Consider the following 14,488-nt stretch of genomic DNA (forward strand, 5'->3'; position numbering starts at 1 on the left):
ACGGAGCCCGCTCGACCCGGTCCGGCCTGGCCGTGCCCGCCTGGCCGTGCCCGCCTGGCCGGGCGGGCACGGTCAGGCGGCGGTGCCGGAGGCGTCCAGCGGGGCGAGGGCCGGGTTGACGATCAGCAGATGGCCGTGGGCGTGCCGGGCCAGCTCGCGTCCCGCGCTGGCGTCCATCAGGGCCGCGACGCCGCCGTGGGACGGCGCGCCGATCACGATCAGTCGCGCGCCGAGCTGGTTGGCGTGCTCGGCGACCATGCGTCCCGCCGCCCCGTGCCCGGCGGCGGTGAGCAGCACGTGCCCGACCGCGGGGACGTCCTGGTCGGCGAGCCGCCGCAGGTGCCGCCGGACGGCGGCGCGCGCCGCGTCGACGCTCTCGACGTCCGCCGCGGCCTCGCCGGTCACGACGCCCTCCCGCGCGTGCAGGACGTGGACGGCGCGCCCGCTCAGCGCGGCGAGCCGGGCCGCGGCGGCGGTCACCCGCTCGGCGGCGGGGGAGTCGTCGACGGCGGCCACGATCGGCGTCCCGGCGCCCTGGCCCGCCAAGGGCGGCGCGGGGTGCCCGTTGCCCTCCAGCGTGACCACCGCGACGTAGGAGGACGGCGCCTCCGCAGGCCGCGCGTCCGGCCCGGCCACCGGCCCGCTCATCGGCTCGGTCTCGTCCACCCCGGCCGCCTGGACCCGCTCGGCGTGCCGGAGGTGGCCGTGCGCGGTGGCCAGGATCGCGATGCCGAGGACCAGCGTGCCCGCGCCGATGTAGAACGGCACGTGGATGTTGGTGTGCTCGACGAGCTTGCCCGCCACGAAGGGCGCGAGCCCGCCGCCGATGAAGCGGACGAACCCGTACGCGGCCGAGGCGATCGGCCGTTCGACCGACGAGACGGTCATCACCGCCTGCGTGGTGACGGTGTTGTTCACGCCGATGAAGACGCCCGCGACGATGACGGCGGTGATCAGCACGGGAGGGTGCGTCGTCCAGATGGCGATGACCAGCACCGTGACGGCGAACAGGGCCAGGTTGACGTACAGGGTGCGGGCGATGCCGAAGCGGTTCTGCAGCCACGGCGCCCCGAACACCGCGAAGATCGCGACCAGCGCGCCCCAGCCGGTGAACACGAAGCCCAGCTGGATCGCGTCCAGCTCCATGGGGAAGGGCGCGTAGCCGAGCACGGTGAAGAACGCCCAGTTGTAGCAGAGGGCGGTGAGCGACATCGTGAGCAGACCGCGGTGCCGCAGCGCGCGCAGCGGCTCCATGATCCCGGTCTTGCGCTCCGGGCGCGGGGTGGGCTGGACGAGCACGAGGGTGGCGAGGAGGGCGAGGGCCATCAGCGCCGCGACGCCGAAGAACGGCCCGCGCCAGCTGACGTGCCCGAGCAGGCCGCCGAGCAGCGGTCCGACCGCGATGCCGACCCCGAGCGCCGCCTCGTACAGGATGATCGCGCCCACGAACCCGCCGCTGGCCGAGGCGACGATGACGGCCAGCGAGGTGGCGATGAACAGAGCGTTGCCGACGCCCCACCCGGCGCGGAACCCGACGATCGCCCCGATGCCCGGCGAGGCGCCCGCGAGCGCGCTGAACACGACGATCAGCGTGAGGCCCGCGAGCAGCGTGTTCTTGGCGCCGATCCGGCTGGACACCCAGCCGGTGATGAGCATGGCGACCGCGGTGACGACGAGGTAGCTCGTGAAGAGCAGCGTGACCTGGCTCGGCGTGGCGTTCAGCTCGTGGGAGATCGCGGGCAGGATCGGGTCCACGAGGCCGATCCCCATGAACGAGACCACGCAGGCGAAGGCGACGGCGAAGACGGCCTTGGGCTGCTTGAAGGGGCTCACGCTCGCGCCGCCGGCAGGGTGGCTGCTCATCGGTACCTCGGATTTCGCGCTGGTCGGACGGGGGTCACAGGGGGCGGCGGACGGTCCAGCGGTCCTCGGGGACGAGCCGCGTGAGGCGGTCGATGGCGGGGACGGCCGCGAGCAGGGAGGCGCGGTCGTCCTCGCCGAGCCGGTCCATCAGCTCGGCGAGCATGCCGGCGCGGGTGCCGCGGCGCTCCGCCAGGGCGGCGCGGCCCGCGTCGGTGATGTGGACCTGGACGACCCGCCGGTCCTCGGGGTCGCCCGCGCGGGCGACCAGGCCGGACTCCTGCAGGCGGGACACGAGCTGGGTCATCGCGGGCTGGGTGACGCCCTCGCGGGCGGCCAGCTCGGTCAGGCGGCACGGCCCCGAGCGCTCCAGGGTGCCGAGGGCGGCGACCGCGGTGAGGGACAGGTCGCCGCGCGCGCCGAGCCGGACCAGGAAGCGGGTCAGCCGTTCGAAGGCCGCCGTGACGTCGGTGGCGGGGAAGCCGGAGGCCGAACCGGAAATTTCCATAACACGCTTATATCACCGCATTATGCAACTTTCCAATCGCCGGAACCGGCACGTCAGATGTGGACATTCCTTCTATGGCGGAGCTGATGGACAGGGATGCCGATCCGTCCGGGTCTCCGTACCTTAGAGATCATGGCCGGGGGCGCGGGACAGGATGGGCGGTTGTGCGGTACGACGGAAGGTGTGACCGATCCCCCTCGCACTACCATCTCGCGTGACCGGAATGCTTTTGGTGTGGTCGGTACCGGAACGGTGGAGATGGACGACGGTGAACGCCGCATGCTGCCGGCCGCCGTGCGCCCGTTGTTCGGCGACGGCGGCGGTGGCGGACGCTCCCTCTCCGTGGAGCTGCCTCCCGGAGCACTGGTGTGGCCCGACCCCACCTACGCCCGCTTCCCCTCGCGACGCCGTCCCGCGTTCTGGCTCAGCGAGGAGCCCGCGTCGGGGGCGCTGTGGGCACGGCTGCGCGCCGAGCACCCGAGATCGGGCCTGTGGCCGGTCCTGCTGGAGGAGTCGGTGCAGCCCTGGTCGGTCGGGCAGATCGCCCCGGACGCCGCCGCCGAGATCGACAACTACAACGTCGGCGCGTTCATGGCCGAGGTCTGGGACGACTGGGTCGCGCGGGCGCACATCGAGCAGATCGAGACCCTGGAGCCGTTCGGCCCGGTCTGTCCGGGCCCGGCGGACCCCGGCGTGCTGCGCACCGACCCCGACGCCCTGGCCGACCAGTACGCGGCCATGCTCGCCGAACAGGGCATGCCCCTCGGCCTCGCGGCCGTCCAGCGCGGGGCGGACGCGCTGGCCGTCATGGGATGGCAGGGAGCCCTGCACCACAACGAGTGGAACGTCCCGCTGGCCGCCGTCGTGCGAAGCTGGGAGGACCGCTTCGCGGCCCGCCTGGTGAGCATGGGGTTCAACACGCTGGAGCTGAGCGTCGCCGCGCCCCCGCAGACCCCGGCGCACGCCGTGCAGGTGGCCGCCGAGCACTGGGCGTTCTGCCCCGACGCGATCGTCCAGGGCGCGGGCACGCTCGCCGACTACGCCGAGCAGATCGTCGGGAAGTACACCTGGTCCTTCTGGTGGGACTGAGCGGCGTTCGCGCTCATGAAGTCAGGCGATGTCACGACACACGTATGAACCCGAACGATGGCGCGTGAGATGATGTCCGCGGTGCTTCGCCGGATCTCGGCGTGACCGAATCGGGGGCGGGGGCCACCGTCGTCGGGCGTGCGGTCGCGTGCGTGCGAGGCCCAGTGGTTGCCCGTCCATGAGCAGGAGGTGCCGCATGTCCGCCAACGCACCGGAGCCCGAGTCGGAGTCCAAGGCTCCCGACGACGAGTTGAAGCGCAAGTTCCGCGAGGCCCTCGAACGCAAGCGCCGCACCCAGGCCGAATCCAACGCCGCCGCCCGCGGCAAGAACGGCTCCAAGATCGCCGGCGCCCACGGCCCCGTGGCCGGCAAGCGCTCCTTCCGCCGCAAGAGCGGCTGATCCCCGACGAGGCCGCCCCTGACCGGGCCCGCCTGCCGCGGCCTCCGGGCCCGCCGGGCGTGGCCGGGGCGGCCGCCGGGCGGCGAGTCGCGGGCGCCGGGGCAGGGCGGGGCGGGGGTCAGCGGAAGGCGTCCAGGCCGGTGAGGGTGCGGCCGAGGGTGAGGGCGTGGACCTCGTCGGTGCCCTCGTAGGTCGCGACCGTCTCCAGGTTCACCATGTGCCGCATCACCGGGTATTCGAGGGTGATCCCGTTCGCGCCGAGGACGCTCCGCGCCGTCGCCGCGACCCGCTGCGCGGCGCGCACGTTGGCGAGCTTGCCGAAGCTGATGTGCGCGTGCGTGGCCCGCCCCTCGTCCTTCAGGTGGCCGACGCGCAGCGCCGTCATCATCGCGTGGTTGACGTCCACCAGCATGTCGGCGAGCTTGGCCTGCGTGAGCTGGAAGCCGGCGATGGGCCGGCCGAACTGCACCCGGTGCCCGGCGTAGTCGAGCGCGTCCGCCAGGCACGCCCGCGCCGCCCCCGCGGCCCCCCACACGATGCCGTACCGCGCCTCCGACAGGCACGACAGCGGAGCCTTGAGCCCCTCCGCGCCCGGCAGCAGCGCGTCCCCGGGCAGCCGCACGCCGTCCAGGACCAGCTCGGAGGTGATCGACGCGCGCAGCGACAGCTTCCTGTGCACGACGTTCGCCGTGAAGCCCGGCGTGGAGGTGGGCACCAGGAACCCGCGGACGCCCTCGTCGGTCGCCGCCCAGACGATCGCGACGTCGGCCACCGAGCCGTTGGTGATCCACATCTTCGTGCCGTCCAGCACCCAGTCGCCGCCTTCGCGGCGCGCGCGGGTGCGCATCGAGCCCGGGTCGCTGCCGGAGTCCGGCTCGGTCAGGCCGAAGCAGCCGAGCACGTCGCCCGTCGTCATGCGCGGCAGCCACTCGTCCTTCTGCGCGGGCGAGCCGTACTTGTGGATCGCCGTCATCGCCAGCGACCCCTGCACGGACACGAAGCTGCGCAGCCCGCTGTCCACGGCCTCCAGCTCCCGGCACGCCAGGCCGTAGCTGACCGCGTTCGTGCCCGCGCAGCCGTACCCGGTCAGGTGCATGCCGAAGACGCCCAGCTTGCCGAACCCTTTGGCCAGGCCGCGCGGGTCGGGGAGGGTTCCGGCGTCGAACCAGTCGGCGACGTGCGGCAGGAGCTCGGCGCTCGCGTAGTCCCGCACCGCGTCGCGGATCGCGCGCTCCTCGTCCGAGAGCTGCCGGTCCACTTCGAGAAAGTCATGCGAATCCATACCGTCACCGTGAGAAAGGGTCGCGGAGGTGCCCGTCTGCGCCGCTCCTGTTACCAGCAGCCAATCACAGCCGCTCCCGGCACCTCCAACGTCCCCGACCCGGGGCGACGGCCTCACCCGCCGGCGCCGTCCCCGGTCTGCCAGCGCAGCAGGTCGCCCGGCTGGCATTCCAGCGCCTCGCAGAGGGCGGCCAGCGTCGTGAACCGCACCGCCTTGGCACGGCCGTTCTTCAGCACCGCCAGGTTGGCGGGTGTGATCCCGACGCGGTCCGCGAGCTCGCCCACGGACATCTTCCGTTTGGCCAGCATCACGTCGATGTCGACGACGATCGGCATCAGATCACCTCGTCCAGCTCGGCCCGCATCCGCGTCGCCTCGATGTCGCGCGCGACGGCCTGGGCGAGCAGCATGCGCAGCACGAGCACGATGAGGGCGACCCCGAAGATCGCCACCATGGCCCCGCCCATCATGAGGATCATGCCAGGGGGGACGGCCTCGCCCGGCGCCAGGAGGAACGCGAGCGCGGCCATCAGGAGGGCCGCCGCCACGACCGCGCCGATCACGATGTCCACGTACCGGAAGGCGGCGTGGGAGAAGACCGTGCCGCGCGCCACCATCGACACCAGCCGCCACACGCAGAACAGGACGACCTCGACCATGACGATGCCCAGCACCGCGATCACCAGGAACGGGACGCGCAGCGGCGCGAACGCGGGGTCGATCTCCTCCAGGTCGGTGGCCATCAGCGGCGCCATCACCGCCTGCATGAACACCGAACCGGCGAGCAGCGCCACGAGCACGGCGCGCAGCACGAGCACTGTCAGCTTCCCCATCGTCTCTCCCTCTATCGCTTAGCGATGGAAATCTATCGAGAATCGATAGCCAAGGCTAGAGGTCGAGCCGGACGACAAGGGCAAGGTGTTCATCTGCGGACATCCCCGGGTCCGTCGCCGGTCGGCGGACCCGGCCCCCGTCGCGGTCGTGGACGAGCCGCGCGGCATCGAGGGGCCGGGTCCGCGCGTCCCCCGGGCATCCGGGCTCCCGCAGTCTCCGGGCTTGGTCTAGCGCGCGCCGCCCGGGGTCGCGCCGGGCCCGCCAGGCGCCTGCGGGCCCTGCGCCTGCTGGGCCTGGGCCGGCGGCTGCCCGTCAACGGCCGCCGGCTGCGTCATGGGCCGGTCGTGGTGCGGGTGCGGGTGCGGGTGGGGATGCGGCCTGGGCAGGGGTGTCGGCAGGGGGACCGGCCGTGGGTAGTGGACATGGGGAGTGCCGCCGTACCACCAGTAAGGCGGGTACTGCGGTGTGGGATACGGCCACCCCGGGACGACGACCGGCGGATACGTCGGCGGGATGGGAGTGCCGCCGTTGGCCGGGACACACTCGTACTGAGGACACGGCGTGGTGAAGCACTGCTTGGGCGAGTACACGCAGACATAGCCGGCCGGGCACTGCACGGACCCGCAGCCCCCCGGCGCGCACGCGGCCTGCTGAGCCGCGGCCGGGGCGGACCGCGGGGCCGTGACCTGTGTCGCGGCGGCCGGCGCGGGGCGCGCCGCGTTGGCGGGCACGGTCGCCGCGGAGAACGACAGCCCGATCAGGGCGGTCGCGATGACGATTGCTGTTCGGAACATACGGAACTCCGAATCCTTTTTCCGTGCCGACTCCGTGGGCCCCACATCGGAAATCTGCACGATTGTAAGCCAGGTGGGGCACAGGCCTTTCGACCTGCTTAGATGGTCGCATTATGCGACCGTCCTCCACCGGAGATGACGGGATCGTCAAGGCCAGGAATTGGCAACGATGACGGCGATCTCGCCGCTCTGGCAGTCCCTGACCACCTGCGGCCCCACCCAATGCCAGGCAATTTACCGCAAATATCCGACATTCGGCCCGGGGAGCCCATTGTCAGCAGATTATGTAAATCGCGGTGCGGCGCCGGCCATCCGTAGGCCGCCCATTCTGTCGCCATTGTTAGTATCGACGGTGGCCGTCGATATGAAAATCTCCGGCCGGGCGGAAAAGCGTCCGGCGACGGGTCGGTCGTCCGCGCCGGAGACGTCCGGGTGCTGTCAGGCTCCGTGGGACGGCTGCCCGGCGAGGTCCTCGATGACGCGGGCCACGGTCTTCGGCGACTTCAGGTCGGCGCCGTGGTCGTACCCGGGCATGACGACCCGCTCGGCCTCCGGCATCACGCGGGCGAGGGCGTCGAGGCGTTCGGCGAGGTGGGACGGGCTGCGGTCGCCGCCGAGCAGCACCGTGCGGACGTGGATCCGTTCGTAGGCGTCGAGGCGCACGCCGAGCGCGTCGATCGCCTCCAGGTCGTCGAGCTGGCACGGGACCAGGGCGCGGTAGCGCGGGATCATCGCCGTCAGCGCGGCGGCCGGCCACGCCTGCCAGGACGGCAGGCCGACGGTGTGGCGGAAGACGAGCGCCATCGCCGTGCCCGGCCTGCCCGCGGCGACGGCGGCCCGGGCCCGCCCGAGGATCTCGCCGTTCTCTCCGCTGAGGGGCGTACCGGTCACGGACGGCGGCTCGAAGACGACCGCTCCGGTGAACGAGGACGGGGACGCGGCCAGCGCCTCCAGCGCCACGACCGCGCCCGAGGAGTGCCCGTACACGACGACCGGCCCGCCGAGGGCGGCGACGACCGCGAGGACGTCTCCGGCCTCCTGGGCGACGGCGCACGGCGCGGGGTTCGCGCGCTTGAGGTCGTTCCGGTACTGGCGGCGGTGCAGGCGGATCACGCGGAAGCGCGGCGTGAGGCACCCGGCGAGCCTTGCTGTCCGGCGTCCGTCGTCCAGCCCCGGTCCGATCACCACGACGACGGGACCACGGCCCTCGTCGTAGCCGCGGACCTCGGTCCCGTCGGTCGCGGTCGCCAGGGACCGCTCAGGTGTGGCGGACATACGTCCTCCTGTTCGTCCGCACGCCGGGACGCGCGCCGAAAAGCTTCCTTAGCAGCGCTAAATTAGACTTAGCGCTGCTAAGGTGTCAACGGTGCGGACGAACAAGAGGCCAGGGCTCACCCGGCGCGTCCTGGTCGAGACGGCGCTGCGACTGCTCGACGAGACGGGCCTGGAAGGGCTGACCGTGCGGCGCCTCGCCGCCGAGCTGGGCGTCCAGTCACCGGCCCTGTACTGGCACATCCGCACCAAGCAAGAGCTGCTCGACGAGATGGCCGACGCCATCATCCAGGCCGCCGGCATGGGGCCGCCCCGCGAGGGCGAGTCCTGGCAGAACTGGCTGTGCCGCCGCGCGACCGCCTACCGCGCCTCCCTGCTCGCCCACCGGGACGGCGCCCGCATCGTCGCCACCGCCCGCCGCCTGAGCCCCGAGACGGTCAAGCTCTTCGAGGCCGAACTGGCCGCCATGACGTCCCACGGCTTCACCCCGGCCCTGGCCCTCCGCACGATCACGACCGTGACGTACTACGTGAACGGCTTCGTCCTCCAGGAACAGTCCCAGCCGCAGGCCCAGGACGAATCCCGGCCCGAGGCCCCCTCGCCGTCGGCAGGCTCGTCCCCCGACCTCCCGGACCCCGCCGCCACGCCCACCCTGCTCGCGGCCGTCCACGAAGGCGGACCGGCCCTGGGTGACCAGGCTTTCACCCATGGCCTCCAAACCATGATCAAAGGCACCGAAGCGTCCATGAACAGCACAACACGCTGACTTGTGCGGGCTTGTACCTTCCGCCCTTACCTCGGTGGTAATCGACGTCTCGCGCGGGGACCGACAGAGTCTGCGGTATGAGCAGGGACACCCGTGACGTCGTAGAAGAGCTGTTGCGCAGGTTGGCCGAGGGCGATCATCGGCGCACCGCCGAACTGTTCGCCGAGCCGGTCGACTGGCAGCTCGCCTGGCCTGCCGAGGGATATGCGGCCGTACCGTGGATCCGGCCTCGGTCCAGCCGCTCCGATGTGGCGGACCATTTCCGGTCCCTGGAGGCCTGTCACGTACGCGAGTCGAACGGCACCTCGGTGGCGCGAATCCTCGTCGACGGAATTCACGCTGTGGTGTTCGGCGAGATCGCCCAAACGGTGAAAGCAAGCGGCACCGCCTACACCTCACCGTTCGCCCTGCACCTCACCATCGAGGACGGCCTCATCACCCGCTACCACATCTACGAGGACAGCCTCACAGTCGCACGCGCCCTCACCGCACAAGCCTGATCGCCGAGGACCGGCTCATTCCATCTCAGAAGAGCCGGTCATTTCCAAGCCGGCTGGTCATCTCCAGGGAACGGTCCTCACCTCCGGCTCGGGCTGCTATTCCGAAGAACTGTCGAACCGTCCATCCCGCCATTCATAGCAGGATCACCTCGCATGATCGCGTGGAAGATCACGAGAATACGGGCGGATCGTTACTCGGAGGCGTGTCACTCCTCGCCGGAGAACCGCTCCCATGCGGACTGGCGGGTGATGCCGAGAGACTCGCCGATCCTGCTCCAGGTGACACCGCGCCGGCGCAGTTCCTGCACCCACGAGCGCAGGTCGGCCTCGGCCTGGTCGATGTGCGCGGCGACCCGCGGAATGTGCACCAGCATCTCCTCGTCGGTCAGCGCGTCCCAGACGAGCATCTCCGACTGCGCGGGCTTCTCAGGGGTGCTCTCGATGACCGCCGCGGCGAGAGCCACACACTCGTTACAGATGTACACACCGGCGCCGGCCACGAGCTTGCCGACTTCGCTGCTCGGCTTACCGCAGAAGGAGCACTGGGCGATGTCGGCCAGCGTTTCAGGGGATGTCACAGAACACTCCTCGTCTGTCAGGGCGTCCCTGACAGGATAGCTCGTCAGGGTACCCCTGACAACCTGTATGCGGTCCCACTGTGCGAGGCCGAAGGGGGCGGGAGTCACGTGGGAAGAACAGTCCGAGCCGGAGGCGAGGGCCGTTGTCAGAGACCGCCTCGGAGGAGACGTTCGACGTCACGCCAGAATTTGTCGAAGGACGGCGCGAGTTTACGGGCCTGATCCATATCGAAGGCGTCGGCCAGGCTCGCCTGGTCCACGGTCGGTCGGTACGGCGTGCCGTCGGTCTTTCGTGCGGAAAGCCATTCCTTGGCGCCACGGATCTCCTCCGGGGCGGTGGGTGGCTCCAGCGGATCGGCAAGGGCCCGGTGTCCGGACAGGGAGGCGGCGGCTGCCAGGAACCATGCTTCGAACTCGCGATGAGCGAGGACCACCGACATGTTCTTGTCCCCGCGAGCCTGCCGGGCACGCCGTAGCAGGTCGGGCCCCAGCGAGGCCGGGCAGTCGTCGTCAGAGTCGATGAGAAGCAGAATGCCGCCCGCGCCGCTGAGCTGATAGGAGGCCTGAAGCACGGCGCTCTCGACGCCACCAGGGGCGATGAGCCTGCTTCGCGGAATTCGCCGGGGCGGGGTCGTGCGCAGGTTCCAGATCGAGAGCGCCGTGGCGATCCTGCGGAGCAGCACGGGAAGCGCGGACACCTCTCCGTCGCCCTCGACGATGGAAGCGATGGTCACGGGGCCGGTCACCTGGGAGGAGGTGGTGATCGGGTGGTTCATTCGCCTGCCTTCGGCTGGAGTTGGCCGCCGCGCATGAGCTCACCGAGGGTGGTCCGTTCGTCCTCGACCAGGCGACGGCTGATCTCGTCGACATCCGCGATCGTGGTGAGCCCATTGGCCATCTTCACCACCCGGACGCAGGACGGATCGATGTCGTCGCGGTCGAGCAGGTCGGCGCTCTGCGTGGTGGTCACCACCTGGACGCGTTCGCCTGCCTCGGTCAACGCGTCGAACAGCGCGCCGGCCGCGGCCGGATGGAGAGCCGTCTCGGGTTCCTCGATGGCGATCAGCTTGGCACGCCGGTCCAGGACGGCGGGCTGGAACAGCGCGGCCAGGACGCCCGCCGCGTGCAGCGTGCCCACCGAGATGGCCTCGGGACCGAACTTCCCGTCACGGGTACGGAGTTCCACGGTCGAGAACTTGTCGATGACGCGCTCGTCCACGCCGAGTGCCTCCGGCACGATCGCCCCGAGATAGTCGTCGACCCGTGCCTTCAGCGCCGGAAACCTGCTCGCCAGCTCACCCAGCACGGGGCCGAGGTGTTCTCCGGAGTAGCCCATGCTCCCGGTCCGCTGGCCGGGCTGGAGCCGCCGCATCTCATCGACGGCCAGATGATGGAAAAGCATGTCGCGCAGATCACGGTACACATCGCTGAAGGCTTGCCGGGTGGCGGCGAGAGGCAGGTAGAGCCGATCCCGCTCGATGCCGCCTCCGTTCAGGACCAGCCCGCCCGTCACGTCGAACCGAGTCGTCGCGGACCCGGGTTCTCCGGAAGTCCCATGGACGACGCAGTTCTCCTGTCTGACGACCAGCGGTCGGCGTCCGTTTGGGTCGCGCGCGATGGTGAATCCGTACTCGACCGAAGACGGCTCACCCGCCGCCTCGGTCACGAACTCCAGCCGCACCGAGAACTGGTCCGCGGCCTCGGGCGCCTGCCGGAGCACGCCGGCGAGCCCACCGCGTCTGGCGACGGCGTCGGCCGGTGTCGTGTTCAGCGCGTCGGCGACGAACCGTAGCGCGTCCACGAAATTGCTCTTCCCCGCTCCGTTGGGGCCCAGCAGGACCGTCAAGGGGGCGAGGCGCACGTCACAGGAGGCGATGCTCTTGTAGTTCGTCACCTGTACGCGCCGGAGAAACGGCACGGCGACCGCCATCACACGCCCCTCGTGGCCGTTATGTCGGTGTCCTCCGCCGTCACCATGATCGCCTGATCGCGGGGACGACCGGGGAAGCCACGCACCGCCACCTCGCTCATCGCCACATGAACTCCCCACCCGCTGATCGACGTCAGCACGAGGATAGGCGTCCCCGCGCGTCATGGGGGCCGATCAGGCTGTGGCGGCGGGGAGCGGGTCTCTGGGAGAGTGCCGAGCAGAGCGGCCGGGGAGCTGTGTCAGGGCCAGGACCAGCGGATGCCGATGAGGCCGGGGTGGAGGGTGGCCGCGGCCAGGTGGACGGCGTGTTGGGTGTTGAGGGTCAGTTCGGTGGCGGTGAGTTCGCCGAGGGAGGGGCCGCGGCGGGCGAAGCGGTGGATGCGGACCGGGAGTTCGTCGGGGTCGAAGGCCACGCGGAGCACGTACTGTCCGGCGGGGTGGCGGAAGCCGCGTTCGTAGTCGTGCGCCTCGACGCCGCTCAGGTCGCTGATCTCGTAGCGCATCACGTGCGTGTCGCCGACCCGCAGCACCCGGTCGAAGAGCAGCTCGGCGACGACCAGCCCGGTCGGCGCGTCGCGCCGGATCCGTCCCACCCGGCAGTCCTGCACGGCCCGGATCGTCACGAGCGCGACGTCGCACCCCGCGTCGCCCTGGTAGATCATGATGTACCGGTCGGCGCCGTCCTCGTGCGCCTGCACGACCTGCAGCGTCTCGCGGGCGGCGGTGCTGCGGTCCGGGCCGATGCGCACCGACTCGTACATGCCGAGGATGTGCAGCCGCCGGTCGTCGGCGACGGCGCCCAGCTCGCCGAGGATGTCCGCCAGCGCCCGCGCGGGCCGCAGCAGCGTCGCGTACGCCACGCCGGGGGCCCGCCCGCGCGGCCTGGGCGGGCCGAGGAGCTGGATCAGCGAGCGGGGCGGCAGCTCCAGGATCTCCTCCAGCGCGAGGACGGCCCGCAGTGACTCCGGCCGCTCGGGCCGGCGCAGTCCTTGCTGCCAGTAGCTGAGGGTGCTCACCGCGACCTGGAGCCCGCGCTGCGCGAGCCGGTGCCGCAGGCGTTCCAGGGTCAGCCCACGCGCTTCGACCGCGGCGCGCAGGGCCGCGTGAAAGGGTCCGGCGCGAAGCGCGGTTTGGAGCTCGTCCGCCACGTTGTGAATGTTCACAGATTTCCACAGATTCGGCATCTGGGGGAGAGCGTCACGAATACCGGTTTCCACAGCGATTCGTCCAGGGACTTTGACGGCACTTGTCCGCCTATCGCCGCAGGTCGAGGATCCGATGCAGCATCCCCCCAGCAAGAGGAGCTCTTATGTTCCGCCTAGCCGTGGCCCTCGCTCTGGCGGCGGTCGCCTGGATCTCGACCAGCGCCCCCGCCAACGCCTACACCTGGTACAAGCTCAACTTCACCGAACAGGCCCAGCAGTACTCGAACTGGTGCTGGGCGGCCACCGGCAACTCCGTCGCCGCCTACTACGGCTACAACTACAGCCAGAACCAGTTCTGCAACCTGGCCTTCAACCGCGGCGTCAACACGACCTGCCCCAACAACCAGGCCACCCTCGCCAACGACCAGACGGCGTTCCGCCAGATCGGCATCAACCCCGGCAGCTACGTCTCCAGCTACCTGACGTACGCGGCGATCGTCAGGGAGATCGACGCCGAGCGCCCGATCATGGCCCGCATCCAGTGGACCAGCGGCGGCGGCCACATGGAGGTGATCTACGGCTACGACAAGAGCCAGTCGTGGGTCTACTGGGCCAACCCGTGGCCGTCGAGCACCCGCTACAACTGGACGACTTACAACTACTACGTCTCGAACGGTTCGTTCTTCTGGACGCACTCACTCGACTACATCGGCGCGTGAGGGAGGCCACCGACATGAAACTCATCGCCTCGGCCGCGGTCCTGGCCGCGCTGTTCCTGTCCGTGCCGTCCGCCGCGATGGCGGAGCCCGGCCCGCCCGCCCAGGCCCCCGCCGCGGGCTCCTCCGCCCAGCCCGCCGTCCCCGCCGCGCCGGGCCCGGACGACCTCGCCGCCGCCAAGGCCGCGGCCGCGAACGCCCGGGACACGGTCGGGCGCTTCTTCGCCACCAAGGGCCGGCAGGCCAAGACCCAGGTGGCCCCGATGGCCGCCCAGGTCGACGGCCCCACGGTCGCCGTCAACGACCTCAACCCCGACTTCGTCGCCGGACGTTCCCCGCAGATCGCCCGCTTCTCGTTCCTCGCCACCCAGGCCAACGCCTCCGACGGCCAGACGGCCTCCGTCTGGACCACCCGCGCCCCGTCGGGCGGCTGGGTCGTCACCAACATCGCGAGCGGCGCCGACGAGCAGCGGTACGCCGCCCAGCCCGGCACCGTCTTCCGTGAACCGCAGATCAACGCCTGGTACGCCCTGCGTGACGGCAGGGTCGTGCCCCTGAACCCGGAGGCCACCCAGTCGATCGGCGCGGCCGGGATCGCGGCGGCCGACTACCAGCGGCTGGTCCGGCAGCGCTACGCGGCCAAGCTCCCCGGCTCGGCCTACGCCAGGGACGGCTACGCGGGCGGCTACGGCTCCTCTTCCCAGGGCCACGGCACCGCCCCGCGGGCGGCCACCACCTTCCCGTTGGCCGCGGGCGGCGCCGTCCTCGTGTTCGCCCTCGGCACGATCGGCCTGCTCCGCCGCCGCGCCACCTGA

The 14,488-nt window shown here is 71.0% G+C and carries 17 protein-coding genes; 6 read left to right on the top strand and 11 right to left on the bottom strand.

What is annotated here, in order from left to right:
* Positions 1-72 precede the first annotated feature (72 nt).
* Positions 73-1,863 carry an MFS transporter gene (locus BJ982_RS15535; protein WP_184880726.1) on the bottom strand — a complete coding sequence of 597 codons (1,791 nt, stop codon included), beginning with the start codon at positions 1,861-1,863 and terminating at the stop codon, positions 73-75.
* Between the two features lie 34 nt (positions 1,864-1,897).
* Positions 1,898-2,368 (bottom strand): MarR family winged helix-turn-helix transcriptional regulator, encoded by a 471-nt coding sequence (locus tag BJ982_RS15540; RefSeq protein WP_184880728.1) that lies wholly within the window; start codon positions 2,366-2,368, stop codon positions 1,898-1,900.
* A 234-nt stretch (positions 2,369-2,602) separates the two neighbouring features.
* Between BJ982_RS15540 and BJ982_RS15545 the strand changes: the two genes are divergently transcribed.
* Both BJ982_RS15545 and BJ982_RS15550 read left to right on the top strand, forming a co-directional pair.
* Positions 2,603-3,457 carry a DUF4253 domain-containing protein gene (locus tag BJ982_RS15545; protein WP_239123060.1) on the top strand — a complete coding sequence of 285 codons (855 nt, stop codon included), beginning with the start codon at positions 2,603-2,605 and terminating at the stop codon, positions 3,455-3,457.
* A gap of 196 nt (positions 3,458-3,653) precedes the next feature.
* Complete coding sequence (locus tag BJ982_RS15550; protein ID WP_184880730.1) at positions 3,654-3,857, top strand: DUF5302 domain-containing protein; 204 nt, start codon at positions 3,654-3,656, stop codon at positions 3,855-3,857.
* A 118-nt stretch (positions 3,858-3,975) separates the two neighbouring features.
* On the opposite strand, the gene BJ982_RS15555 is transcribed toward BJ982_RS15550, so the two are convergent.
* From BJ982_RS15555 to BJ982_RS15575, 5 genes are all read right to left on the bottom strand, one after another.
* The gene (locus tag BJ982_RS15555; RefSeq protein WP_184880732.1) at positions 3,976-5,139 is read right to left on the bottom strand and encodes an acyl-CoA dehydrogenase family protein; all 1,164 of its coding nucleotides are present in this window, start codon (positions 5,137-5,139) and stop codon (positions 3,976-3,978) included.
* A gap of 113 nt (positions 5,140-5,252) precedes the next feature.
* Positions 5,253-5,474, bottom strand: coding sequence for a helix-turn-helix domain-containing protein (locus BJ982_RS15560; RefSeq protein ID WP_184880734.1), 222 nt, complete (start codon positions 5,472-5,474; stop codon positions 5,253-5,255).
* Complete coding sequence (locus BJ982_RS15565) at positions 5,474-5,971, bottom strand: DUF2975 domain-containing protein (RefSeq protein ID WP_184880736.1); 498 nt, start codon at positions 5,969-5,971, stop codon at positions 5,474-5,476. The genes BJ982_RS15560 and BJ982_RS15565 overlap by 1 nt, the downstream gene beginning before the upstream one ends.
* A 228-nt stretch (positions 5,972-6,199) precedes the next feature.
* Positions 6,200-6,766, bottom strand: a complete 567-nt coding sequence (locus BJ982_RS15570) for a hypothetical protein (protein WP_184880738.1) — start codon at positions 6,764-6,766, stop codon at positions 6,200-6,202.
* 438 nt (positions 6,767-7,204) lie between these two features.
* Positions 7,205-8,041 (bottom strand): alpha/beta fold hydrolase, encoded by an 837-nt coding sequence (locus BJ982_RS15575; protein ID WP_184880740.1) that lies wholly within the window; start codon positions 8,039-8,041, stop codon positions 7,205-7,207.
* 91 nt (positions 8,042-8,132) lie between these two features.
* Between BJ982_RS15575 and BJ982_RS15580 the strand changes: the two genes are divergently transcribed.
* Together BJ982_RS15580 and BJ982_RS15585 are read left to right on the top strand one after the other, a co-directional pair.
* Positions 8,133-8,804: a TetR/AcrR family transcriptional regulator C-terminal domain-containing protein gene (locus tag BJ982_RS15580; RefSeq protein WP_184880743.1), complete on the top strand. Its 672-nt coding sequence runs from the start codon at positions 8,133-8,135 to the stop codon at positions 8,802-8,804.
* 77 nt (positions 8,805-8,881) lie between these two features.
* Positions 8,882-9,304: a nuclear transport factor 2 family protein gene (locus BJ982_RS15585; protein WP_184880745.1), complete on the top strand. Its 423-nt coding sequence runs from the start codon at positions 8,882-8,884 to the stop codon at positions 9,302-9,304.
* Positions 9,305-9,510: 206 nt separating this feature from the next.
* Here the strand turns inward: BJ982_RS15585 and BJ982_RS15590 are convergent, their stop codons facing one another.
* The 4 genes from BJ982_RS15590 to BJ982_RS15605 form a co-directional block, all read right to left on the bottom strand.
* Positions 9,511-9,882 carry a ClpX C4-type zinc finger protein gene (locus tag BJ982_RS15590; RefSeq protein WP_184880746.1) on the bottom strand — a complete coding sequence of 124 codons (372 nt, stop codon included), beginning with the start codon at positions 9,880-9,882 and terminating at the stop codon, positions 9,511-9,513.
* Positions 9,883-10,028: 146 nt separating this feature from the next.
* On the bottom strand, positions 10,029-10,658 hold the full coding sequence (locus tag BJ982_RS15595) for a DUF4276 family protein (RefSeq protein WP_203959151.1): 630 nt from the start codon (positions 10,656-10,658) through the stop codon (positions 10,029-10,031).
* A complete protein-coding gene (locus tag BJ982_RS15600; protein ID WP_184880748.1) occupies positions 10,655-11,812 on the bottom strand; it encodes an AAA family ATPase in 1,158 nt (385 codons plus the stop codon). Before BJ982_RS15600 ends, BJ982_RS15595 begins: the two co-directional genes overlap by 4 nt.
* 239 nt (positions 11,813-12,051) lie before the next feature.
* The gene (locus tag BJ982_RS15605) at positions 12,052-12,975 is read right to left on the bottom strand and encodes a hypothetical protein (protein ID WP_203959152.1); all 924 of its coding nucleotides are present in this window, start codon (positions 12,973-12,975) and stop codon (positions 12,052-12,054) included.
* 146 nt (positions 12,976-13,121) lie between these two features.
* Between BJ982_RS15605 and BJ982_RS15610 the strand changes: the two genes are divergently transcribed.
* Positions 13,122-13,676 carry a papain-like cysteine protease family protein gene (locus BJ982_RS15610; protein WP_184880752.1) on the top strand — a complete coding sequence of 185 codons (555 nt, stop codon included), beginning with the start codon at positions 13,122-13,124 and terminating at the stop codon, positions 13,674-13,676.
* Between the two features lie 14 nt (positions 13,677-13,690).
* On the top strand, positions 13,691-14,488 hold the full coding sequence (locus BJ982_RS15615; protein WP_184880754.1) for a hypothetical protein: 798 nt from the start codon (positions 13,691-13,693) through the stop codon (positions 14,486-14,488).

The sequence above is a fragment of the Sphaerisporangium siamense genome (genome assembly GCF_014205275.1).
In the GTDB taxonomy this organism is placed as follows: Bacteria; Actinomycetota; Actinomycetes; order Streptosporangiales; family Streptosporangiaceae; genus Sphaerisporangium; species Sphaerisporangium siamense.